Genomic DNA, 24,066 nt, shown 5'->3' with positions numbered 1-24,066 from the left:
TTCTTGCCACAATAGAGAAAGCTAGGGAGTGGGAACATAAAGACTTGCTAGAGGGGATTAGAGGGCTAGAGAATGGCATGGGCAAGCTAGCTACAGAGTGTGAATCACCCACCCGCTAAAGACGGGTGGGCTTCTTGCTTCAACGATCCATAACTAGCTGTATCTAAATGTAGCCATACTTGGTTACAGCCCCATCAGCGGGGCAAGCGTTCCGCTTGCTTCCACAAGCGTGACTTCGGGGGTTTCCACCCTAGAAAACGCGGCGCGTTTTTCCTTGATAGCGTGCCGTTCATCTAGCATACCCAAAGCATAGTTTCTAATGTTGATGCTAGCGTTAGTCTGCTGTGATGGCGTGTTTTGCAACAAGGGCAGACAAAATTTCTGATATGCAGTGGCTTTTTACCGGTGTTGCTCCCACAAGTGCAGCAGATTTGAGAGCTAGGGAAGTATTGGTCAATTTTTAGCAAGGTTTTGCCCTTCCAACTAGCCTTGTATTCTAATAGAGCAGTGAGCCTAGACCAACTAGCATTGGCAATACTCTTAGCTAGTTTGTGGTTTTTGACTAAATTCCTAACTTTCAAGGTTTCTACCGCGATCAAATCGTATTGATTGGTTATCTCATTACTGATTTTTGTAGATAGTCCTCTCTGTTGTTTCTATAGGAGCGTGGATTTGTGCCACTTTCTTGGCTTGTTTCTTTCTATTGTTAGAACCTTTGAGTTTCAATCTCCTTTGTGCTTTAGTGAGCTTAGTTTGTAGGTTTTTGAAAAACTTTTTATAAGGATAGAACACGCCATTGCTGGCTATGACTAAAGATTCTAAACCCATATCTAAACCCACAGCTTTTTTGATAGTTATGGGTTTAGGTTCAGGCTCATTATCCTCATAGCTTATAGAGAGGTAGTATTTATCTGCTACACAAGAGATAAAACCCTGCTCGATCACAGAGCCTATAGGCAAATGCCTATGAAACTTGGCTTTAATAGCCTCTTTGAATTTGGGTAGTTTGAGTTGCTTCTTGTCTAAATCTAATTCTAAGTGTTGGGGGACACAAAAAGACTACTTAGAATGCTTTTTAGACTTGAATCTAGGATAATCTCCGCCAACTTAGAGAAAAATCTATCAAAGGCTGTAGTCAGCTGAGTGCCATTTGCAAGCTTTGAGAATTGCACTTGTTTAGGAAAGCGTAATCCGCTTGCTTTCTAAGAGTGGTGAGCACTTTTTGCATGCTGGAGTAGTTTTCTCTAATGCCCTGACGCGTATTGTTTTTGGCGGTATTGCAAAAAGTAGTTATAAACCACCCTAGCACAGCCAAAGCACTGGTGTATCAAGGTTTTTTGTGGGTGGTGGGATAAATCCTAAACTTCATCGCTCTAAGCAATCGGCTACACCTTAACTATTTTAGTATCGTTATAGCATAAACTTGTAGAATATTAAGGTTTAAGACTATGGAAGAAAACCATTGCAAACTCAAAGGCTACTTATCCACAAACAGGAGCGAACATAATCTAAAAGCCCATTTGATTTTAGTGTGTAAATACAGAAAAAGTTACTCGTAGGCGATATGGCTGTTTTTGTGAAGTCTGTTGTTGAAGAGATAGAGGAAAGTTCAGATTTTATCATCATAGCAAGGCAAACCGACAAAGACCATTTGCATTTGATGATTCAGTATATCCCTAGAGTGTCTATCAGTTCTATTATCTTGCGGATCAAACAGATCACCACTTATAAAGTTTGGAGAGAGCAAAGGTTTATCCCGCTCTTACGCAAACATTTTTGGAAAGAACAAATGTTTTGGACAGATGGATTTTTCGCTTGTTCCATAGGAGAAGCTAACCCAGAAACCATCAAAAGATTATAGAAAATCAAGGATAGGTGGCATTCATCCCACCCGCTAAAGACGGGTGGGATTTCTGCCAAAGCAAATTAAATTTTGTACACCTCTCTAAACGCCTCTAACACCTCTAACACCCTCACCATCGCCGAAGTGTCCAACTTGCAATATGAAAAGCCTATTAAATAGTGCGTGTCAGGCGTTATTGCTTTTGTTTTTATGCCTAAGCGGGGTTTATGCGAATGGGGAGGCAGATCGGTATTTTGATCTTGGTGTGAACGCTGACGAACATGAAAACTACACCAAAGCCCTAGAGTATTACCAAAAGGCTTACCACAGTAAGCTGATGCTTATGAGGCTTTAGGGGATGCTTACAGGGGTGATGGCACTGAAATGACTCTAAACTTTCCTGTTTCTGTTAAAATATCCACAAAGCCCTAAAATATTATAAAAAGGCAGCAGAGTTAAAAAGCGTGGATGCTTATCTTGCATTGGGAGATATGTATAAATGGGGCGAGGGTGTCCCAAAAGATGCGCAAAAAGCCATGGAGTATTACGATAAGGCTTGTGATTTGGGCGATGCGGGCTCTTGCGATGAAGTGCGAGGAAGAAGCTATGAGGAATAGCCATGCAAGCGATGATTACTAGACTCAAAAGCATATTACACATTGTGCTACTTTGGATGTGTTGCTTAGGGGTTATGCATGCCAGTGATGCGGATACTTATTTTGCCCACGCCATAAGGGCTTGGGAGTATGGGGATGGGCACACAGCTAAGATTTATTTTTATAAACTGGCAAAAATGGGGGATAGACGGGGGTTTAGCGGTTTGGGTATGTTAGATGCGCATTGGTCTGAATTTGAGCGTATCGTAGAGTGGGATAGAAAAAAGCTTTGGAAAAAGGATCGTATCAAATATGAAGAAGCACTCCAATACTTCCAAAAGGCTGCGGATATGGGCGATGGGTTAGGATTTTTTGGGCTAGGGTGGATGTCTATGATGGGGCGTGGAGTCCCTCAAGATGAGACAAAAGCCCTAGAATATTTCCAAAAAGCCCGCCAAATTTGGGAAAAGGAGGCGCAAGAAGGGAGTGTGGAGGCTTATGTCTTCTTGGGGCGGTTATATTCAGGAGAAATACACTATTGCTCCCCTTTGCGAGATTCTAAAAAATCTGTCGCCTACTTTAAAAAGGCGATGGAAATGGGCGACCCTAGAGGGTATTTTGAGCTAGGCGAGTTCTATAATCAGAAAGAAAGAGACACGCGCGCAAATAAAAAATTGCAAGCCGCAAGAGAGTATGGAGAAAAGGCGCATGCATACTACCAAAAGGCAGCACAACTAGGGTATGCGATCGCTTATTATCGTTTGAAGAAATTTGCAAACAATTCCCAAGAAATCAGTGAATACCTCCAAAAATCCGCGGATATGGGGTATTGGGGGGCTTGTTTTGATGTAGGCTGGTATGCCTATCAGGATCAAGACATACAAAAAGCCCTAAAATATTTCAACAAGGCTTGCACAATGGGCGATTATATTTCTTGTAATCATGTGGGCGAGATCACGGGGAAAAACCCCGCTGAACCCGGCTTTTGGGATTGGTTGCGTGATTTATTTTAGGTTTAGAGAACTAAGCAATGAGGGTGTTTGCATACGCCACTAGCGCATCTCAATCCTATGCCTTGTAAACTTTTGTTAAACACCCGCTGACCCCTTTAAGGACACAATCTGCCTTTGCAGAGAAAAGAGGCTAAACCTCACTGCCATTGCAAACCTCGGGGGCTAAAGTAGCTCTGTTCTCATTGCCTTAAAGCTTCTTGCCTTGCCAAACTGCGCTAAATGTGCTTGCCCCCACTTCCCTTTTGGGCTTGTTCTTGGATGGCTTTCACTTGTGCCAAAGCTTTAGACAGATCCCCTTTAAGTTCATCAAGGACACTAAAGACCATTTGTGCCCTTAATTCTAGCTCACTTGCCTTTTTTTGGTCTGCCTTGGCTGTATGGGCGATTTTGGCATATATGACGCTCTCTAGCATTTCCAAAGCTTTAGCGGTGTTAGACAATGGGGGATTATCCTCTTGTTTAGGTGCTTGGAGCGTTTCTGTGTCTTTGATCGTCTCTTGGGTATTAGGCAAATCTTCCATAAGTTCGCTCAAGTCTTTAAAGACCACTTGCAGCCTTATATCAAATGTTTGCGCTATGTCTAAGGCTTGCTCCACTTCAGGGCTTGTTGCGCTTATCTGTCTAATATCGGCGTAGAGATTGCCCATTAGTGTTTCTAAAGCTTTTTGCCCTTGCAATACCCTATGCTCGACTCTCAAACCATTAAGGGCTGTGTCTTGGTTAGCCTCTTGTTTGAGTTTTTGGGGCATTTGTGCGCCTTTTGTGGGTGTTTCTGTGTCTTTGGTGGATGCTTGCGGGGTTTCTAGGGGTGTTGTCATCTTTGGAATGGTTTCTATGGACTCTTGCACTATGGGTTTTATGGTTGGGGTTGCCTCTTGGGCGGGCTTTTCTAAATCACTTAGCAAAGTTCTGGGAGACATTACCTTGTCTTGCGCCACAGCTTGGGGGTTGCTTGTAAGTGCGCCTTGAAGATCTGCATTTGCACTGACTTGAACATTGCTAGCTTTAATCTCAATAGCTTGAATGGGGTTTTGCTCTTGGATTTCTGGCTTTTTTTCCAGTTCAGCCCTTGCCCCCTGTGCTGTTTGGGTTTTACCCGCTTGGGCTTTGAGATTGTCAATGCCCGCTATAAGGCTTGCCATACTTTCTTGCGCTGTGTCTTTGCTATCCACGCCTACTAGAGCGCAAAGGTTATTTAAACTCTTCATGTATTCAGTCTCAAGGTTTTTTAGGTCTTTGACATATTCTTGTCTAAGCTCTTGCTCTTTGGTTTTCAAAGCTTTTTGATAGTGTTCTTTGGCTTGTTTCTCTATCTCTTTTTTTCAAAGTTTCTTGTGTTTGGGTTATCTTTACGCATTCTAAGTAGTTTGCGGATTTCATTGGTGAAGGCTTTAATGTCTTGTTTACGACTAGACAGATAGATTCGGGTTAAATTACCAGACATCCTTTCTTGGCGTTTCAAAAATATGTAAGGCTCAAGTTGAAACTTTTTAGTGGTCTCTGTGATTTCTTTATCAATATCTTCTAGCCCACATTCTAGGTTCTTATTAGTCTCTGTGGCTTGCTTTAAAGACTCTCTAAGCTCTTTATTCTCTTTCTCAAGTCTTTCTACTTCTTTGTTTGCCTGTTTTGCCTCATTCTGTGCTTTTTTAGCATCTACAAAGCCCTTAGCGGTGTCTAGCACTTTATCAAGCATTCCACGCTTGTAGTGTTTTTCAACACGCTCTCTGACTTTCTCTAAGGGTTCGTTCGTGTAACGGGCAATATTTGTTGCTCTTTCTAAGGCTTGCTCTTGGCTTAGGCGTTTAGCCCTTTCTTCTTCCTTGATTGCCACCCACGCTCTAGGTTCAATGCGTTTGCGATTGCTCTCACGCTTATCTATGCCCCTATCCATACCTAGCCATTTGGCTACATTTGTCTGTAACTGCCTAAACCATTGCCGTTGGCGTTGCTCGCCTTGAAACATGCATTTGCCCGTGTCTTTGTTGATGGGTAAAAACTCAATATGTCCGTGGTGATTAATGACAGGATTGCCCTCATCATCAAAGTGCCCTTCATCATAATGCCTCGCACACATGATCACTTGCCATTGATAGGTTTCTTCTAGTTTGTGGGCCACCATTTGAACATCTTTGAGGGTGTGATTAGCTTTGAGATTGATCACAGCTGACCATTTTTGAGAGACCTTGAAGTGCGGACCTCTCTTGCGGTTTTTCTCAAAAATTTCTTCAGCACTTGAAATAATTTCTACTTCACGCTTCATTGCTTCTGCAACACCGCAAGAAACTTCAATTCCTTCTTTATGTGTCCACACACTAATGGGTAAGACATAATTAGGGGGTAAATCTCTTGTATTGTGGCGTGCTTGGATGGGATTTGCTGTTTTTTTGATGTGTATACAGGCTATATTGCCCATCGTCTAATCTTTAAGGTTTTTTAGGGTTTTTCTATGTTTGTTGGATTTGCATTTTGACTTTTATTTTTTTGCGTTTTCTCCCGCTGTTTAGCTATCTCCAGGCCTTAGCAATCTTGACTAAATTATCTCCAGCTATCTCTAGCTTATCTTCCAGATTTTTGACTTCTTTTTGGGCTTTGGCAAGCTTTGCCTCTAGCTGTAGTTCAGCCTTAAGATTTTTATCATAGAGTTTTGAGAGTTCTCTGTAACTCATCTTGTTTAAATTGGGATTATTGCGTAAATTTATAAATTTACGCAATAAAAGGTTTAACTTCGTTTCCACCACGCCCACACGGGGCTTTTTATTGTGAAATTTGCCACTCAAACGCCGTGGGGGCTTAAAATTCTTTAATGTTGCTAGTATACTATGCTACTCTGTTTATAGTTTCTTTTGTCTTTTTGTGTCTGTGTATTCTAGGATATGGATTAGTAATACATATAAATACACCGCTAATCTGCAATAAAGAGTTTAAAGAGTGGCAAGAGCTTTTGTTATGGTGAGCGTGCGTTTATAAGCGTTGGATATTGTCAAAGTTGATCTGTATAGTTATCTTTTAGAAGTTGGTATTTGGATTGGTTTAGACTTAACAACTCTTAAGGTTAAAATGCCCTAGAGTTGTTATGACTGCGTTAAGATATGGGTTTTAGTGTACTCAGTTATTGCAGGCAGTTTAGAATATGTTTTTGATCCGCCAAATGTCTATGTCATCCCTATGTTTGAAGGTGTAGGCAAAATAATCGGGAGCATCACACTCTGGGATTACTCTCTTAAAGAGCTCCATCTCTTTCTTGTCTCTGTGGTGGCGTTTGGCGATCACTAGGTCTGTGTCTGTGGGCTCAAGGATTTTAAAGAGCGATAGGACATCTTGCTCTGCGTCTTTGATTTTAGCAATGAGTTGCACTTTTTCAAAAGTATAAAGTCTACCGTTTTTACAATCTGCTACTAACTCACCTCCATTTGTAGGTATGGGCTGTTGCAACACATAAATTTCTGTATGTTGGTTGGCATCTGTGGATGCACCTTGGGTGGGAGTGTTTGTTTTGGCAGTGTCTGTAGCAGAGGTGTCTGTTTTAGAGGGAATTAGTGTGGTTTTAGCATTGCCATTCTTATGAGCGGTGTTGAGAAATTTGTCTTTGAGTTCATCAATGTTTTCAAACACAAGAGTCATATACTCATCACCACAGACTTGAAAGAGCTGGATATACTTTCTATGCAGAGCAATCACTCCCATCATCTCAGGGGAATGCGATGCGCTGGGCTTATGACGAGGTAGAGGCACTAGGTAACCAATACCAGAGTATGGTGCTTTCTATCCGCAGTCGTGATCCAAAGTGCAAGCTGGTTAGGACAGGCTTAGAGATTTTGCCTGATCACCAAATGCGTTTGTTGGTGGTGTATCGTTCGCATGGTGGGAGCGAAGGCGCGGCGAGTGTGTTGATGAAGTATGGGCATTTTGTCAAAAAGAGTTTTGAACTTGGTCCAGCCGTATTGGATAAATATGGGGAGTCAATGTGATGGCGCGTTTAGTGATGTTTTTGGTAATCGTGTGTGGTTTTTTGTGGGGGCAACGCCCCCCACACCCCCTGGGACTTTTGAATGAGAAAAGGCCTAGACAGGGTTTATAGAAGGCTTTGGGGGGGTATAGATAGTTTTTTTGGTTGGGATGGGTTAAAGGTATTTCGTTGATTATCTTTGAGGGTATCGGGTGAAGTTTGAACCTTTGCAGTGGGGGTTTACAAGAGTTTTAGCTAGTGATGACATCAATGGTGGTGTTCCATGCATATACAGCCAGTGCCTATGCCAACTATGTTTTTAACCCTTAAAACAATGATGCAAGTCAGGCATTCTATTGTATTTAATCCGCTTTAAGGTTGAATGCGATTATAAGACATTATTTCTATTTTCAAAAGCGGTAAAAGGCAGTTTTTCGTATCTTAAAGGAGTATCCCTACACTCTTGGTAAAGTTTTGAGAGGTTGCAATGTACCATCGTAACGGATAATCTAAGCAAGAGGACACCCAAAGTACTAAAGGCAGATTAAAAGATGTTACTTTTTAGCACGCAATGGCTATCATTTTAGCACGAATCCCCAAAATCATAGCTGGCATGTCTCTATGTACTCAGATAACAAAGAGGGGAACTAATACAACTTCAATAAGCAAGAGTGGGGTAATGGGCGTTTTGGCGGTTGTAAATACCCGTTAGTTCTACTCAAACAACAGACTTTGCTTAAGTTAAATCTTCCGATTGTCTGCTACAGTAGGCTTTTACTTTGCAATCCATCAAAAGGAATTGAATTGCTTGCAAGTAAGGCAGATGGCAAAACAAACCCGCACGGCATCCCAGGTGAAGTAGATAGCCGAAAAAACTCATATAGGAGCCAATTTGAGTCAATCACGCAAAAAGTCCAAGTCAACCCATTAGATCAGCGCACTAAGGGGAGTTCGTTTGAAAAGCTTGCTAAATACCTACTCCAAGAACATGACAGTGCAGGGGAGCACCAAAAAATCAGCCTTTGGAGTGAGTAGGAGCACAACCAAAGGCAAATAGACAACGGGATAAACATTGTTATGGAAACCAAAAGCCAAGAGTTCACCGCCATCCAGTGCAAATTTTACGCCCAAAACAAAGTCCACCTAAAAGACTTAGCGATTTTCCTTAGCAAATGCAAAGTAGTATGGGCAATCTCCAGTTTGCATAATTTTGAAAGGTTATGGATGGATGTTGTGCGTTTGTTAACTTTAGCGTTTCTATGTATGTTTCTTTTAGCAGATCCTATTCAGCAAGATTTACAGAATAGGCTGAATATTATCCAAAAACAACTACAAAATAACGATAACATTTGGCTCAAAAGACTTAGCCAGCACAAATCCAAAACACACCAAAAAGACAAAAGGAAGATCATAATTTTGAATCACACATCGCAAACATCCAAGCAACAGGAAAAGATTTCAGAATCTGAAAAGAGTGATTTGTTTGGAGATCTTGTGCGAAAACCCCCTACACCAGATCCTCTAAGTAACATTTGTTTTATGCCTTACATTTCCAAGGCGTGTTCCTTTCTTAACATTAAAACTATGCTCACTATCATGCAAGCAAATCAAAAATCTTTATGGCAAGCATTAGATCTTTTAAGAGAAAAACTAGAAGTGCTCAAAAAGCTGCAATCTCTAGATCACAAATACTCTGAAGAAATCTACCAGGAACAAGTTAAACAAGAGAAACTTCAGAATGCACAGAATCTTTTAAAAAAAAAATATAGAGATCTATGAAAAAGAGATAATAAAAACCGACCTGAGTTTTTTATCTCAGTTTAACAGCCGAGCACAGAAGTTTCTACTTTGGATGATCATTATCGCAACATGGTTGTTTATGGGCGTGTTTGTTCCTTTAATGGTCATATTATTCATTCAATGGTTTGCAGAATGGGTTGCCAAAAAGTGTGGGTGGAACTGCTCGTATAAAATTCGTAATGGACTTGGTGTTGTTTTAAATATACTGCTCATCTCAATTTCGATAGTGTTTTTTTTACTTTTTTACGATTCTATTTCCATTTTACTTAAAGGAGTTTCCACTGGTGCTGGAATCTTTGTAGTCAAAACTCTTATCAAATTCTTATTGTGGCTAGTTGCGCAACTTATCATAGGGATCAACATAGGCGATCGCATACAAGTCTTTAACAAAGATGGAAGCACAAACATGGGTTATGTGGTTGATATCCGCACATTTTATTTCGTACTATATGAGGATACCACACTAGATACTTACTTTAAAAATGAGGGTAGAGCTGGTCGTTTTTTTTACTGTGCCCATCTATCGTATTTTTACAAGTTCAATTGCGATATACGATCACCGAAAGGGTAGAATTATTTGGGATAGCCTAGACTTTTTGCTCACTTTTGAGTCGAATTGTAGAAAAGCCATGGATATCGCTGAGAACATTGCTAAATCGTACTCGACATCCTATAGAGAAACTGCAGAACAACAATATCAAGAATCACGCGCCTATGCTATGCAATACATGAATCCAAACCCCAAGATATTTGTCAAATCAGAAAAAGAAGGAGTGCGTGTTTATATATCCTATATCACTGATATTGCTGATCCTGACAAGACTCTAGAATTACGATCTAAAATTTTTATCGCTATCATAGAAGCGTTTTCAAAAGCCTCAGATATTTCTATTGTTAAAGCTTCAGGGAAAGAACCATGACGGTTAACTATTTCACCCCTATTTGTTTTATTGATAGCTACTGAAGTGGAGAAGATGAAAAATGATAGTTGATATTCTTCTTGCTGCCCTTGTTTTTTACTTGGTGTATAGATTTAGAAAAGCAAATCAAAAGCAAGGACAATTAACTCACAAAGACGAGAGAGAGTGGTTATATCTTGATATAGCCAAAAAGGCTTGCGATGATGGAGATAGTCTTAAGGCTATTGAATACTATAGAAAAATTGGTGATATGGGGTATGCTGAAGCTTATGTTGAATTAGGTTTTATGTACCGTGATGGTCGGTGTGTTTTACGAAATTGTTTAAAGGCTGTGGAATATTATGAGAAGGCGTGCAATATGGGACATGCTAGGGCTTATTTTGAGCTGGGCTTTATGTATGCCAACGGCAAGTGTGTCCCTCAGGACTATTTTAAAGCTGTCGATTATTATTGTGAGGCTGCTGAGAGAGGAGTTAGTGAAGCCTATTGCGAGTTGGGGATTATGTACAATGGTGGTCTAGGTATCCCCAAAGACCGCTCTAAAGTTCTAGAGTACTACAAAAAAGCCGCAGAGATGGGGAGTAGCGTGGCTTATAATAACCTGGGTGAAATGTATAGAATAGGTCAGGATGTTCCTAAGGACTACTCCAAAGCCACAGAATACTTCCAAAAGGCTATAAAAATGGGAAATACTGATGCTTATGATGGGCTAAGAAAATTATATTGTAGTGGGTACAGCACACATCAAAATCTGTACTAAAGCCTAGACGCTTTCAAAAAGATGTGAAAAATATTGGAAGCTCTTGTGATTTGGGAGATAGAAAAATGTCAGGAACTTTCCAAAGACTCTAAAAGACTTCACACGCTATAAAAAAGGTTTGGGCTTGGCAAAGCATGTTTTTTGGTTGTTTTTCTTTAGTCAACTGCTTAATAATTTGGATATATCTAAAGTGGAGAATATACAAGGCATGCTTTACGGGCGTATTGCTTTCACTCAATTCCTGGTCAAGTGGAAGGTCTCTAAAAGAAGGTAATATATTTCTAAGGAGTACAGAGACTTCTGACAATACCTCCACTAAAGTGTGACAAAACATTACAATGAATCCGCTAGTAAGTTAAAGACACTCTACCCTCTTACAATCTCCGCAAAATTCTAAAATACTCTACTTTAGACAACAGCTAAAACATTTTTTTAAGACTAAAATCAAGCTCCCCCGCGTCCATTAATCCAAAGATTTCTAGTTCTTGGCATACATTATCGTAGGCTTTATTATAGGGTGTACTATACTTTTTTTTAAGCAACGCAACTTTAAGTACAAGCCGTGAATCATCTATCCGCTAAAAGATAAGCAGGTGATTCGCGCTAATGTATAATTGCATTCAATATCATCGAGATTAGAATGAAGGATTAGTAAATGGCTAACAGAACAGACTTCAATACCTTAAGAAAATCCGGATCTCTTAAGCACCCATGCAAAAAATGCAACGCTCGAGCGAGATTCAAAGGCAACTCGAAAGAGCAGGAGTTTGGGACTAGACACCAAAGCACAGACCAATACACTCTTTGAAAAACCTAAGCGGGTGAGACGGACTGAATCACAAAGTAAGCATAGAGAGAAAAAGAGGCTAAGGAGCTAGAGGTAGATGAAACTAAGAAGTGTAAAGACAAGAGGTTAAAAGACGATGAAACAAACTATGTGTAACCTAGCACTTTTAAGCTACTTTTGCTAGGATTCCCTGGGAGTTTACTTTGTTTCTAAACAAAGCATGGGAGAGATAAGGTGTCAGATCAGACCATTGGGTGCCGTCCTCCAAAAACAAGAGAGGAACTTAAAGAACTTGTAGAAACGAGGAAATGTGTTTACGGGAGATTGAAATTAGTACATTGATGATTTGAGTGAAGTGTTTTTATCAAAGCCAACGCCAAAAATTTGAAGGATTGGAGAGTTGGGATGTATCGCATGTAAAAAATATGGTGAGAATGTTTTGCAAGGCAAAGCACTTTAACCACGATATCTCTAATTGGGATGTATCGGAGATTAGGGATATGAGAGAGATGTTCTCTGGTTGTGAAAACTTTAATCAGCCCTTGGATCGTTGGAATGTGTTTAAGGTGGAGAATATGTACAACATGTTTGTTGGCTGTGGTGCACTCGAAAATTTGCCCCAATGGTATAAAGAATGGTGTAAGAAAAAGAGTAGGAAACATGAGAATGATGAAGACGACAATTGACTTACTAGCCGAGCAACGGTTCCATACCTCCGCACCACGGACACTCCTCAAGTTTAGTATAGTTTTTATAAGTGATATCCATTGTGCGTATGTCAAATTCACCCCGCCGGTTTATATTGCTGGGCAAAATATACTTCGTAAGAATTTTTAATGCTTCCATGCCCGTCATACTCGCTATAAGGGCACACAGAGGTCCCAAGCTGCCCACTTCCCTATTCTTAACCTTCACCAATGATGTGTGGGATTGCATAATCCATGCAATATTTCCCTACCCAAAGGGAAGTGGTGTCTACATTGGGTTGGTCGGCGCAATTAATCACAAGGTCTACTTTATATTGGAGTGTGTAAAGGGTAGATTCTTCTAAAAATTTGTTGATTTTGATAATTTCTACATGTGGGTTATAAGAGTGTAACTTTTCTTCTAAAGCATCACTTTTAAGTCTGCCCAGTTGGTTTTCTGTATAGCCAAATTGGCGGTGTAAGTTACTCATCCCCACCACATCCCCATCCATTAAAACCAACCGCTCTACTCCTGATTGCACTAAATTACAAGCCACCAAACTCCCCACTGCCCCTAATCCAATGAGAAGTATTTTTGATTGTCTGATATTGCGCCACATTTCTAACAAATGTGCGTGGCTCATGGAAAAGTCTGCCAAAAAATGAATAACTCTCCTAAAGTCCGCATAACATTCAAAATCCTCATGCGGTTCTACATGATCTAAAATGGCGTTTTTCTCTAAAAAGCAAAGTAGTCTTTGCAAGGATTCTGTGCTCACTCCATGCTCTTGGATGAGTTGCTCTAAAGTTCTGTGCCCATCAAGACTATTGACAATGTCTAGAATTTTAGGGCTATGCATGGCGATGCGCACCGATTGGTGGGTATTGGTCTTAAAAAATTCTAAGAAGCGATCCCCCAAAGGCACTATTGAAACACTGGAATTAAGTTTATAATTCAAAAAGACTCTTTTATAGCACAAATAGGGCAATCGGGGTTTTTTGGTATGTCCAAATAAGTTAAAGACATATCATTAAAGAGAAACTCCCCACGCGCCTTATAATTTTGTTCGTAGTCGACAAGACTGCAAGGTATTTGATGATCTCTAAGCTTGCAAAAGAAGCCAAAAAGAGAGACATGGAAGCCAGTCCACCCAGCCTAGCTTCCTCAGTCGTGTGCACAGAATGCTTGTGAGGTTTCCAATCTTTGAGGGTTTCTTTAAAGTAGCTTGTATGGCACTGCACGCATGGAGTGATGTAAGGGATGATAAGTTCTCCCGTGCTTGCTAAATGGGCATCAAAACCCCCTGCAATGTAGTGGGGCTTATTAAATCTAGAGCAACACCTTAGAAATTTTAGCAGATGTGTAGCCAATATAGGGCTCATTTAGAGTATTGATCAAAAAATCCGCCTCTTGTATCCAAAGATCCATGTCTGTATGGACACTCACTGGCTGATGAATACAAGTGATGCGTGCCCTTTTATCAATTTCTAGCAATTTACGCTTGAGAGACTCTACCTTGGGCATCCAATTAGGTTTTGGTCATAGTAAATATGGTAGCTTACATCAGACACCCTACACACCCGATCGTCTATGAGTGTAAGATTAAAACCCCAGCCATCACAAGTTCACAAGCAATAGTCCCTCCAATAGCCCCCACTCCAAATATAAGCACTTCACTTTCCATTAGCTTCTTTTGGGCTAGGTGTGCCCCCTCTACATGGCTAAAAAACTCGCTAAAATAACCAATTTGGCGGGCATACCGCTCTTGATCTACCCTAGATAGGACCAATCCTCTTTTTCTACAATAATCCTATGTGCTTGCAAGAGGTCTAAAGCCCGATCTAGGGCTTGTGGATTAACGCAAGACATGCGCTCTTTGAGCATTCCTAGGCTTTGTTGCCCGTCTAAATCCCCTAACAGGGTAATCATCGCCTCATTGACCCTAGAGAACTTCTGCGCCCTTGTGTGCATGAAAAAAACTTGGACACACTAGCGATCCACCAAAAAAAATCTACAGAATCCCTAATTTTGTAGCACACACCATCTCTATTCCCCATGTAAAGTCTAATACTGGATTACACCCCCCTCAATTTCTACAAAACGCGCCCAATCCTGCTCTGCACCAATGCTGTGTTCTCCATCTCTTCTCGTGCAAACTCTCGTACAACAATCAGATCTATTTGTATTGCACAGCCCGTTGTATTGCTACAGCCCGCCGAATACTTCGCTAAAAATTCCTCGTTTTAATTTCCTCAAAAAGCAACTCAAGCATTTAAAACTCCTTTAAAGTTTGGTGGCACACCCCCCTCCCCACTAGAGAGAGGGTCCCCTAAACAAAATGTCCCGACAGACACCAACACAAAAACCCCGTGTGTCCAACACCCACGGGAACACCACCCGCCTAAGGTAGTTCTGGCACAACTAAAATTAACAGATGCTTACAAAAAATTTAAGCCTAAAAGATAAGCCTAAGTGTAGAACTGGATAGAGATTTGAATACAAGTATTAAGTATAAATATTCATAGAGTGGGGGCATCCACTCTTGGAGTAGAGATTGTAAGGACAACCTAGCGGGCAGGTCCAATGATGCCAAAATCCCCTAGTTTTAGCTATGGAGAGTATTCAATGAGGTTTTCATGGTCAGTGAAGGCATGAGCAAAATACTCAAGGGGGTCTCACATCTCCAAATATGAACGGCTTGCATGTAGAGAACAAACCGCATTAGCTCGCCTTGAGGAAAACTCTAGAGCCTATACATTTTGGTCTTGTGTGTATGCCTTATTGAAACATTTGCAACTCTCTTTACATGCCTTGATGCAAAATGGAGCGTGGCAGATAAATAGATTGCTAGCCTTCCTCCCTTTAGTGTTCTATGGAGTCAAGAGCCCACGGACAGGCACGAAATAAACACTTTGCCCATGTTTCAAAACGGGTATACAACCCCTCAAGATAGTAGTCTCACACAATAAACCCAAATTTCTTCAATGCTCGAAAAATCCAAAAAGAAAATAAAGTATAAGAAGTTTAATCTTTCCAAAGGATGTGTGGAGCTTAAGAAGTTAAGCTATGGCAATGGGCTAACGCTTAAAGAAGCAAAAACAATGCCGTCTGATATTGAGATCCTTACTCCCCCAAGGCGCTATATAGACTTTTAAGTGGTGTGAGTGGGCAAGAAAAGGCTAAAGAGGCACTTTGTGTAGCTCTAAGTGATCACCATGCTCGCTTTATAGGTAAACCCTGTATGCCTAAAATCAATATACTTTTGATCGGACCTTCAGGTTCGGGCAAGACTTTCATGACTACCACGCTTTTAAAAAAGCTAGACATCCCCTATTACATTGCAGACGCTTCTAGCTTGACTCCCACAGGGTGGCGAGGCGAGGAGGTGCAAAGCATGTTCATGGGATTGTATCTCAATGCGGACAAGGATTATAGAAAGAGCACAAAAAGGGGTGATCTTTTTAGACGAAGTGGATAAGTTAGGCGTGGAGGTTACCAATCGCAATTCAGAAGTTTAGTGCAGACCGAATTGCTTAAAATCATGGAGGGTCATATTGTGAGTTTCACCTATGATAAGGAAGATATCACGCTTAAAACCGATCAAATGTTATTCATCTTGGCGGGGCATTTTAAAGACCTTTACTCCAGCACAAACACCCCACCAAAACCCTCCATTGGGTTTACAAACACCACCCCTACATCTCCAAATCAGCCTCTACGAGATGTATCTAGCAAGGATTTAGAACGCTGTGGTCTGTTTAAAGAATTTATTGGGCGCATCGCCATCCGTGTGGTTTTAGAACCAGTCAACCACCAAATGCTCTTGGATGCCCTCAAGCAAGAGTTAAAGATATTCCAAGAGGACTTTAGCGCGCATGGTAGTGCACTAGAAGTGGAAGAGGAGGCTCAAGAGACGCTTATTGACCAGGCTATGCAAGAGGGAACGGGCATGCATGCAATCAAAACCCTTTTAACTCAAGTAATCACCCCACTTAGATTTTTTATGCAGGAGTGGCGAGGGTATCGATGTATTATTACAATAGATACCCTGAATGGTAGCGCGCCAACAAGATACCCTTTGAGCCCGCCTGATGATTAAGCATTGTGTATGTTAAACAGCTTAGAATCAAATTCTTATATCAAAGGAGGAGTTATGCTCTCTAAATCCAAGTTTTTAAAAGGCATGCAATGCCCTAAAATGCTTTGGTTAGAAAAACGCAAAAAAGAAGTGTTTCAACCAGACACAGATTTTTTACAAAAAGCGCAAAACGGACAGGAGGTAGGACAGCTTGCACGGGAGTTATTCCCAGGTGGTAGAGAGATTGTTTTCAATCCAGAGAATATGGCGGGTATGGCTAAACACACTAAGGAGCTCATCGATCAAGGTGTAAAAACCATTTACGAAGCCACTTTTGTACTTGAGGGGATTTTTGTCATGGTAGACATTTTAGAGATTGATAGCGATGGTGTTGTGCTTAACGAAGTGAAAAGCTCTACGAGTGCTTTTAAAGACACCAAAGCACAACCTCCCAAAGAGGAATATTTATGGGATTTAGGTATCCAATACTATGTATTGACCGGTTTAGACTACAACATTAAGGGAGCGTTTTTAATTTGCCTAAACAATGCCTACATTAGGAAAGGCGCACTAGAGTTAGAAAAATTATTTGCAAAAAACGACTTTTTAGAGTTTGTCAAGGACTTTCAAAGCGAAATTCCTGAGCATCTAGCCACAATTAACAAAGCCCTAGAAAACCCACAAGAACCCAATACAGACATAGGGGCACATTGCGATAATCCCTACCCTTGTGATGCCAAAGTCTATTGTTGGCAAGAGCAGAGGGGGATTGTAGGTCAAGATCATGTCTTTGCGATCGCAAGACTTGGGTTTAATAAAAAAATGCAATTTTATAAGAGTGGACGGGTATTTTTTAAGGATTTAAATCAAGGGGATGTGCAAACGCTCAATATCAAGCAACGCTTGCAAGTTACACACACCTTGAGTCATGAATCTCATATCGATGCAAAAGCTCTACGACAGTTTTTAGAACGGCTTAGACACCCTCTTTGCTACTTGGACTTTGAGACTGTGCAATTGGCCATTCCTCCCTTCAGCAATACAAAGCCCTATGGCAAAATCCCTTTTCAATACTCCATCCATATTGACTCTGGGGAAGGCAAGCTGGAGCATAGAGAATTTTTAGCGGATTGTGGCACAGATGGGCGTTTAGAATTAGCCCAAAGCTTAGTTAGGGACATCCCCAAAGGTGCGTGTGTGTTGGCTTACAATGCTGTCTTTGAAACAAGCGTGTTACAAGAATTAGCTAACTCGTTCACAGCACAGCACCCCAAAATAGCCCAATCTCTGTTGCAAATTAAAGAGGGTATTGTTGATCTAATGGAGCCCTTCCAACAAAAGCACTATTACACTCCGCAAATGGGAGGCAGTTATTCCATTAAAAGCGTGCTACCCGCTCTAGTGCCAGACTTTGAAAGTGCCTACAAGAATTTGGAGTTGGTGCACAATGGAGAGGAGGCGATGGCGGCTTATGCCAAAATGCCCCATATGTCTAGAGCAAAGCAAGAGAAGTACAAACAAGCCCTTTTAGCTTACTGCAAGCTAGACACTTTAGCTATGGTGAAGGTGTTAGAGAAGCTAAGAGAAGTTGTGGAGTAAGAGCACGGCGAGGGGGTCATCGTCAAACGAGGTGCGAAAGAGAGCTTATGATCATTGCTATCGCCAATGAAAAAGGAGGGAGTGGTAAAAGCACCCTATGCAAAGCTACAGATGCGCATTACAAAGAGCTTTATAGCGCGTTGCAAGAGAGCTTAACAAACCTTGGAACACAAATTGCCCCCAAAGTGCGGGGGTTTGGGTTTTTGAGGCAGTGAAGGGGGATTAAACGCGCACAAAGGGGCGTTTGGGCGCGCCTGTGTAGGTGGAGGTAGGGCGGATGATGCGGTTGATTAAATTAGCCAAATTTAGATAACGCTATGTCTAAAGCACGCTTCTCAACCGACCTTAGCATCGGGTGTTGGACTACCGCTCAGATTCAAAAACCCTCGCTCTTTCGAGATTTTTTCGCTCACCCTTTTAAGTAATTTTTGGTTATACTCCGCCTTTCAATGAAGGATTTTTAATGCAAGAGATTAGAAACATCGCCGTTATTGCGCATGTTGATCATGGAAAAACCACTTTGGTGGATGGTTTGCTCACCCAGTCGGGCACTTTTAGCGATCGTGATAAATTAGATGAGCGCATGATGGATAGCAACGCCCTAGAGAGAGAGCGCGGGATCACTATTCTTTCTAAAAACACGGCAATCCACTACAAGGGGGTTAAAATTAATATCATTGACACCCCCGGACACGCCGATTTTGGGGGCGAAGTGGAGCGGGTGTTAAAAATGGTTGATGGAGTGTTGCTACTTGTAGATGCCCAAGAGGGCGTGATGCCCCAGACGAAATTTGTGGTTAAAAAAGCGTTGGGCTTTGGACTGTGCCCTATTGTGGTGGTCAATAAGATCGACAAACCGGCCGCACAACCAGATAGGGTAGTGGACGAAGTATTCGATCTCTTTGTGGCGATGGGAGCTAGCGATGCGCAATTAGACTTCCCTGTGGTCTATGCTACTGCGCGTGAAGGCTATGCGATCACAGACCTAAACGCAGAAAAGAAAAATCTAGAACCCCTCTTTGAAACCATTTTATCCCATGTGCATGCTCCCAGTGGCTCCTTAGAAGACCCCCTACAAATGCAGGTTTTCACTTTAGATTATGATAATTATGTGGGGAAAATTGGTATTGTGCGCGTGTTCAATGGGCGGGTGCGCAAGGGGGAAAGTGTGTTACTGGTAAAGAGCGATGGGTCAAAAGAAATGGGCAAGATCACTAAGCTCATCGGTTTTTTAGGCTTGGCGCGTATGGAGATTGAAGAGGCGCGCGTGGGGGATATTGTAGCGCTTGCTGGTTTTAATGCTGTGGATGTGGGCGATAGCGTGGTAGATCCCAATAACCCCCAACCCCTAGACCCCATGCATTTAGAAGAACCCACCATGAGCGTGTATTTTAGCATTAACGACTCGCCTTTGGCTGGCTTGGAGGGTAAGCATGTTACTGCCAATAAACTCAAAGATCGCCTGCTCAAGGAAATGCAAACCAATATCGCCATGAAATGCGAGGAAATGGGAGAGGGCAAATTTAAGGTCAGCGGGCGTGGGGAATTGCAAATCACGATCTTAGCTGAAAATTTACGCCGCGAGGGCTTTGAGTTTAGCATTTCACGCCCTGAGGTGATTGTTAAAGTAGAAAATGGCGTGAGATTAGAGCCCTTTGAGCACCTAGTGGTTGACGCGCCTGAGGATTTTGGGGGCGTGGTGATTGAAAGACTGGGCAAGCGCAAGGCAGAAATGAAGGCGATGAATCCCATAGGAGATGGGTATACCCGCTTGGAATTTGAAATCCCCGCGCGCGGGCTCATTGGGTATCGAGGCGAGTTTTTAAGCGACACTAAGGGCGAGGGAGTGATGAATCATTCTTTTTTAGAATTTCGCCCCTTTAGTGGGAGTGTGGAGGCGCGCAAAAATGGCGCGTTGGTGAGCATGGAAAATGGCGAAGCGACCGCGTTTTCGCTTTTTAATATCCAAGAGCGTGGCGCGCTCTTCATTGCGCCCCAGACAAAGGTCTATGTGGGCATGGTGATTGGAGAGCACAGCCGGGATAATGATTTGGAGGTCAACCCCATTAAATCCAAACATTTGACCAATATGCGCGCTAGTGGTTCAGATGAGGCTATCAAACTCACCCCTCCTAGAAGTATGGCTTTAGAGCGCGCGCTAGAGTGGATTGAAGACGATGAAATTTTAGAAGTTACACCTTCGAGTTTGCGAATCCGTAAAAAGGTGCTAGACCCCACTGCGCGGCGCGCGCCAAAAAATGAATCTTGTAGGAACACACATGAAAATCAAGATGGTTACCAAGCGCGATGGGCGTGTTGAACCCTTAGACACGCGCAAAATCCACAAATGCATCCAAAGCGCGACCCAAGATTTAGAGGGGATCGATGGCGCGCAGTTGGAATTAGAAACACATCTCTTTACAGATAAGATGAAGACTAAGGATATTGTCAAGGCTTTGATTCACAAGGCACTAGATAAGATCGACACCCACGCGCCTAACTGGAGCTTTGTCGCCGCGCGCTTGTTTCTTTATGATCTCTACCACCGCGTCAATGGGTGCATGCACTATCAAAGCCTGCAAAGCTATTTTCAAAAGGGCGAAGGAGCCGGGCGCATTGTGGCGGGCTTTAAAGAGAAATTTGATTTGCATTTGCTCGATAAAGCCATCGTGCCCACGCGTGATCTGCAATTCAACTATCTGGGCATTAAAACGCTTTACGATCGCTACTTACTCAAGGACACACAGGGACAGCCCATTGAATTACCCCAACACATGTTCATGGCGATCGCGATGTTTTTAGCCCAAAATGAAAACGACCCGGACGCGCGCGCCCTAGAGTTTTACGAGGTGTTGAGCAAGTTTGAGATGATGTGCGCCACGCCCACGCTGGCAAACGCGCGCACCCCCAACCACCAACTGAGCTCTTGCTATGTGGGGAGCACCCCTGATAATATTGAGGGCATTTTTGAAAGCTACAAGGACATGGCTTTGCTCTCCAAATACGGGGGGGGGATTGGCTGGGATTTTAGCCAAGTGCGCTGTTTGGGGAGCTATATTGATGGGCATAAGAGCGCGAGCGCGGGGGTGATCCCCTTTTTAAAGATTGTCAACGATGTGGCAATCGCCGTGGATCAGCTGGGCACACGCAAGGGGGCGATTGCGGTCTATTTGGAAATTTGGCATAAAGATGTGCTCGAATTCATCGATTTGCGCAAAAATAGCGGGGATGAGCGCCGCCGTGGGCATGATCTCTTCCCCGCGCTGTGGATTTGCGATCTCTTTATGGAGCGTTTAGAACAAGATGGGATGTGGACGCTACTTGACCCCTATGTATGCGCGGATCTCACGCAGTGTTATGGAGAGGAGTTTAACCAAAAATACCTAGCCTATGAAGCCAATCCAGAGATTCCCCAAGATAAAATCAGAGCTAAAGATCTTTGGCGTAAGATTTTAACCAACTACTTTGAGAGCGGGTTACCTTTCTTGGGCTTTAAAGACAACGCGAATCGGGCTAACCCCAACGCCCATGCGGGCATTATCCGCTCTTCTAACCTCTGCACGGAAATTTACCAAAACACCGCCAGTAGCCATTACCGCGTAGAGGTGCGCTTTGAAGATCAAAGCGTGGCGTTTTTTGAAGAGGAGGATCGAGTCTGCACGGACGCGGGCATTACAAAAAAGGCGAATAAACTCTGCAGTAATGACTCTTTAGGGGGTAGAAAAATTTTTATGACTCAAAAGAGCGCGCTGGGGGGCGATGTGGCGGTGTGCAATTTGGCAAGCATTAATCTTAGCAAGGTGCATAGCGATAGCGACATCGCGCGCGTGGTGCCCATTGCGATGCGCATGCTAGATAATATTATCGATCTGAACTTCTATCCCATCGCCAAAGCCAAACACGCCAATTTGAAAAGCCGTGCGGTGGGCTTGGGCGTGATGGGGGAAGCACAGATGTTGGCTTGCGCGCACATTGCATGGGGGAGTGCAGAACATGTGCAAAAAATCAACCATGTGATGGAGAAAATTAGTTTTGAAGCCATTAGCGCTAGTTGTGTTCTAGCCCAAGAACGCGGGGCTTATAGCTTGTTTAAGGGTTCAGCGTGGAGTTGTGGGGTCTTTCCTATGGATCATGCGCGCGGAAATTTCCCCGCGCCTAGTTGCGATTGGGAGGATTTAAAAACACGCGTCAAGCAATACGGTTTGCGCAATGGCTACTTAATGGCGATCGCGCCCACGAGTTCAATCTCTATTTTGGTGGGCACGACCCAAACCATCGAGCCCATCTACAAAAAGAAATGGGTGGAAGAGAATTTAAGCGGGTTTATCCCTGTGGTTGTGCCCCATTTGAGTTTGGACACTTGGAAGTATTACACTTCGGCTTACGATATTGATCCCAAAAAGATCATAGAATTAGCCGCTGTGCGCCAGCGTTGGATCGACCAAGGGCAGAGCTTGAATCTCTTTTTGCGCATCGAACAAGCCCATGGGAAGCTTTTGCATGAAATTTACCGCTTGGCATGGCAATTAGGTTTAAAATCTACCTATTATCTACGCACCCAAAGCCCTAGTTTAGAGGACAAGAGCGTGCTGGATCGCTCCCTAGAGTGCCACCATTGCCAGTGATTAGGCAAAAAGCGTGCGCACACTCTCATGCATCCACTCTCCTACCCACGCTAACACCCCCAACCAAAAGAACGCCGCACGCGCGCTTGCCTGTTCTACAATGACGGGCGCGCACAGCATGAAGATCACCAACCCCGCGCACAGCACGAGCAAATTGGCGTATTCATAAGAGCCCAAGTATTCCTTGCGCCGCATAACCAACCCCACAAGCCCTAAGAGCGCGCCAACAAAAAAGCCAAAATCCAACCCCACACATTGGGGGTATAGATAGCTTTGAAAAGCGCATGCAAAGACCCAAATAAGACAGGTGTTAAAAGAAGGCGCAAAGCGCAAAAACACCCCCACACGCGCATAACGAGTCCACAGCCCTATAAGCGTGCCTGCCACCAAAGCATACCCCCCCCAAAGATAAAACCCATGCGCGCCTAGCAAGCTCAAATAGATAAAGCCCACACAACACCCCAAGGCGGCAAGCTTGGGGGCTAGCACATTGTGCGCACAAGCGCGCACAAAGTAAAAGAGTGAACCTAGCGCACCCACAATGTACATCGCCTGCACTAATAGGGGGTAAAAACGCGCGTTCAACAGCGCGAACAATTGGGAAAAGTCGTGGTTAAAGCGCGCGAATAACAAAGAGAGGGCGTTGCATACAGCCAACACAAAGAACACAGACGCCACAAAGACCTTATAGGGGTTGGTTTTTTTAGAAAGCATTAAAAATTCTTGCTTACGAAACTATCGATGCCATTGGCGATCCCCTTAGCCAAATTCTGTTGGTAGGCTTTGTTTTGGATGCGCTTGGATTCAGCGGGGTTGGAATTATACCCGATCTCAATGAGCACAGAGGGCATGAGCGCGCCAGCTAGCACCCAAAAAGGACCCTCTCTAACTCCCCCATCGACCACATGTTTATAAGTGCGGCGTAACTGGCTTAAAATCCCAAACTGGATGTCTATGGCTAGCTTGTTAGAAGTGATGAGTCTTTGAGAATTGAGCGAATTTAAAAAAGAGAGTTTGGAGAAATAGTCCATAACCTTCACATCGTCTTGGTTTTCTTGCTCGGCGACTTTGCGCGCACGCTCACTTCTAGCGGTGGAAAGAAAATAGGTTTCCACCCCTTGAGGATTGGTAGGGGAGTTCTTAGGGATGGAGTTGGCATGGATGGAGATGAAGAGATCGGCGTTTTTGGCGTTGGCAAATTCGGTGCGATCTTTGAGGTTGATATACGAGTCGTTCTTGCGCGTCATGAACACGATGTAGTGGCGTTTTTGCAATTCTTGTTCTAGGAATTTTGCTACGGCTAGCACGATCCACTTTTCGCAAGTCCCATTGACTCCGCGTGCCCCACAATCATGCCCGCCATGCCCAGCGTCTACGACCACCTTAAAGCGTTTTTGGGGGGGGGCTGG

The 24,066-nt window shown here is 43.0% G+C and carries 23 protein-coding genes and 2 pseudogenes; 15 read left to right on the top strand and 10 right to left on the bottom strand.

What is annotated here, in order from left to right:
* Window positions 1-104: 104 nt before the first annotated feature.
* Window positions 105-1,381 (bottom strand): annotated as a pseudogene (locus EAO33_RS09855) (RNA-guided endonuclease InsQ/TnpB family protein).
* 67 nt (window positions 1,382-1,448) lie between these two features.
* On the opposite strand from EAO33_RS09855, the pseudogene tnpA reads away from it, so the two are divergent.
* The 4 genes and pseudogenes from tnpA (at window position 1,449) to EAO33_RS07415 (ending at window position 3,452) form a co-directional block, all read left to right on the top strand.
* A pseudogene (tnpA, locus tag EAO33_RS07425) lies at window positions 1,449-1,875 on the top strand (IS200/IS605 family transposase).
* Between the two features lie 128 nt (window positions 1,876-2,003).
* On the top strand, window positions 2,004-2,198 hold the full coding sequence (locus tag EAO33_RS09555) for a hypothetical protein (protein WP_235853125.1): 195 nt from the start codon (window positions 2,004-2,006) through the stop codon (window positions 2,196-2,198).
* 136 nt (window positions 2,199-2,334) lie between these two features.
* Window positions 2,335-2,460 (top strand): SEL1-like repeat protein, encoded by a 126-nt coding sequence (locus EAO33_RS09550; RefSeq protein WP_235853124.1) that lies wholly within the window; start codon window positions 2,335-2,337, stop codon window positions 2,458-2,460.
* 74 nt (window positions 2,461-2,534) lie between these two features.
* On the top strand, window positions 2,535-3,452 hold the full coding sequence (locus EAO33_RS07415; RefSeq protein WP_235853123.1) for a tetratricopeptide repeat protein: 918 nt from the start codon (window positions 2,535-2,537) through the stop codon (window positions 3,450-3,452).
* 215 nt (window positions 3,453-3,667) lie between these two features.
* On the opposite strand, the gene EAO33_RS09545 is transcribed toward EAO33_RS07415, so the two are convergent.
* From EAO33_RS09545 to EAO33_RS07395, 4 genes are all read right to left on the bottom strand, one after another.
* Window positions 3,668-4,729, bottom strand: coding sequence for a hypothetical protein (locus EAO33_RS09545; RefSeq protein WP_235853122.1), 1,062 nt, complete (start codon window positions 4,727-4,729; stop codon window positions 3,668-3,670).
* Window positions 4,730-4,761: 32 nt separating this feature from the next.
* Entirely contained in the window at window positions 4,762-5,868 is a 1,107-nt protein-coding gene (locus EAO33_RS07405; RefSeq protein WP_120946127.1) for a hypothetical protein, read from the bottom strand.
* A 91-nt stretch (window positions 5,869-5,959) separates the two neighbouring features.
* The gene (locus tag EAO33_RS07400) at window positions 5,960-6,199 is read right to left on the bottom strand and encodes a hypothetical protein (protein WP_162982247.1); all 240 of its coding nucleotides are present in this window, start codon (window positions 6,197-6,199) and stop codon (window positions 5,960-5,962) included.
* A 379-nt stretch (window positions 6,200-6,578) separates the two neighbouring features.
* On the bottom strand, window positions 6,579-7,133 hold the full coding sequence (locus tag EAO33_RS07395; RefSeq protein ID WP_162982246.1) for a hypothetical protein: 555 nt from the start codon (window positions 7,131-7,133) through the stop codon (window positions 6,579-6,581).
* 23 nt (window positions 7,134-7,156) lie between these two features.
* Here EAO33_RS07395 and EAO33_RS07390 point away from each other — a divergent pair, with 23 nt between their 5' ends.
* The 5 genes from EAO33_RS07390 (at window position 7,157) to EAO33_RS09935 (ending at window position 12,354) form a co-directional block, all read left to right on the top strand.
* On the top strand, window positions 7,157-7,423 hold the full coding sequence (locus EAO33_RS07390; protein ID WP_120946124.1) for a hypothetical protein: 267 nt from the start codon (window positions 7,157-7,159) through the stop codon (window positions 7,421-7,423).
* A gap of 1,031 nt (window positions 7,424-8,454) precedes the next feature.
* Window positions 8,455-9,180: a restriction endonuclease gene (locus tag EAO33_RS07380; protein WP_268877476.1), complete on the top strand. Its 726-nt coding sequence runs from the start codon at window positions 8,455-8,457 to the stop codon at window positions 9,178-9,180.
* A gap of 650 nt (window positions 9,181-9,830) precedes the next feature.
* Complete coding sequence (locus tag EAO33_RS07375; protein ID WP_328590021.1) at window positions 9,831-10,121, top strand: hypothetical protein; 291 nt, start codon at window positions 9,831-9,833, stop codon at window positions 10,119-10,121.
* 61 nt (window positions 10,122-10,182) lie between these two features.
* Complete coding sequence (locus EAO33_RS07370) at window positions 10,183-10,881, top strand: tetratricopeptide repeat protein (RefSeq protein ID WP_120946120.1); 699 nt, start codon at window positions 10,183-10,185, stop codon at window positions 10,879-10,881.
* A 1,137-nt stretch (window positions 10,882-12,018) separates the two neighbouring features.
* Window positions 12,019-12,354: a BspA family leucine-rich repeat surface protein gene (locus EAO33_RS09935; RefSeq protein WP_120946119.1), complete on the top strand. Its 336-nt coding sequence runs from the start codon at window positions 12,019-12,021 to the stop codon at window positions 12,352-12,354.
* Between the two features lie 218 nt (window positions 12,355-12,572).
* Here the strand turns inward: EAO33_RS09935 and EAO33_RS07355 are convergent, their stop codons facing one another.
* The 3 genes from EAO33_RS07355 to EAO33_RS09120 all read right to left on the bottom strand — a co-directional run bounded on the left by EAO33_RS07355 (window position 12,573) and on the right by EAO33_RS09120 (window position 14,284).
* Window positions 12,573-13,313, bottom strand: coding sequence for a HesA/MoeB/ThiF family protein (locus tag EAO33_RS07355; protein ID WP_120946117.1), 741 nt, complete (start codon window positions 13,311-13,313; stop codon window positions 12,573-12,575).
* 371 nt (window positions 13,314-13,684) lie between these two features.
* Window positions 13,685-13,879: a hypothetical protein gene (locus tag EAO33_RS07350; protein ID WP_120946116.1), complete on the bottom strand. Its 195-nt coding sequence runs from the start codon at window positions 13,877-13,879 to the stop codon at window positions 13,685-13,687.
* Window positions 13,880-14,125: 246 nt separating this feature from the next.
* On the bottom strand, window positions 14,126-14,284 hold the full coding sequence (locus EAO33_RS09120; RefSeq protein WP_162982245.1) for a hypothetical protein: 159 nt from the start codon (window positions 14,282-14,284) through the stop codon (window positions 14,126-14,128).
* Window positions 14,285-15,596: 1,312 nt separating this feature from the next.
* Between EAO33_RS09120 and EAO33_RS09850 the strand changes: the two genes are divergently transcribed.
* From EAO33_RS09850 to EAO33_RS07320, 6 genes are all read left to right on the top strand, one after another.
* The gene (locus tag EAO33_RS09850; protein ID WP_162982244.1) at window positions 15,597-15,833 is read left to right on the top strand and encodes an AAA family ATPase; all 237 of its coding nucleotides are present in this window, start codon (window positions 15,597-15,599) and stop codon (window positions 15,831-15,833) included.
* Window positions 15,834-15,872: 39 nt separating this feature from the next.
* Window positions 15,873-16,454, top strand: a complete 582-nt coding sequence (locus EAO33_RS07335) for an AAA family ATPase (RefSeq protein WP_120946113.1) — start codon at window positions 15,873-15,875, stop codon at window positions 16,452-16,454.
* Between the two features lie 54 nt (window positions 16,455-16,508).
* Complete coding sequence (locus tag EAO33_RS07330; RefSeq protein ID WP_120946112.1) at window positions 16,509-18,032, top strand: DUF2779 domain-containing protein; 1,524 nt, start codon at window positions 16,509-16,511, stop codon at window positions 18,030-18,032.
* 47 nt (window positions 18,033-18,079) lie between these two features.
* Complete coding sequence (locus EAO33_RS09115; RefSeq protein WP_162982243.1) at window positions 18,080-18,247, top strand: hypothetical protein; 168 nt, start codon at window positions 18,080-18,082, stop codon at window positions 18,245-18,247.
* A gap of 248 nt (window positions 18,248-18,495) precedes the next feature.
* Window positions 18,496-20,352 carry a translational GTPase TypA gene (typA, locus tag EAO33_RS07325; RefSeq protein WP_120946111.1) on the top strand — a complete coding sequence of 619 codons (1,857 nt, stop codon included), beginning with the start codon at window positions 18,496-18,498 and terminating at the stop codon, window positions 20,350-20,352.
* On the top strand, window positions 20,318-22,657 hold the full coding sequence (locus tag EAO33_RS07320; RefSeq protein WP_205589533.1) for a ribonucleoside-diphosphate reductase subunit alpha: 2,340 nt from the start codon (window positions 20,318-20,320) through the stop codon (window positions 22,655-22,657). The genes typA and EAO33_RS07320 overlap by 35 nt, the downstream gene beginning before the upstream one ends.
* Here the strand turns inward: EAO33_RS07320 and EAO33_RS07315 are convergent, their stop codons facing one another.
* Together EAO33_RS07315 and EAO33_RS07310 are read right to left on the bottom strand one after the other, a co-directional pair.
* Window positions 22,658-23,371 carry a hypothetical protein gene (locus EAO33_RS07315; RefSeq protein ID WP_120946109.1) on the bottom strand — a complete coding sequence of 238 codons (714 nt, stop codon included), beginning with the start codon at window positions 23,369-23,371 and terminating at the stop codon, window positions 22,658-22,660.
* The coding region (locus EAO33_RS07310) for an N-acetylmuramoyl-L-alanine amidase family protein (protein WP_235853121.1) at window positions 23,371-24,066 on the bottom strand (696 nt) is incomplete at its 5' end. The genes EAO33_RS07310 and EAO33_RS07315, both read right to left, overlap by 1 nt.

Origin of the sequence: Helicobacter labacensis (assembly GCF_003660285.1) — a bacterium.
Classification (GTDB): domain Bacteria; phylum Campylobacterota; class Campylobacteria; order Campylobacterales; family Helicobacteraceae; genus Helicobacter; species Helicobacter labacensis.
Note: the sequence above shows the minus strand (reverse complement) of the source record. Positions and strands in the feature narration are given on the sequence as shown.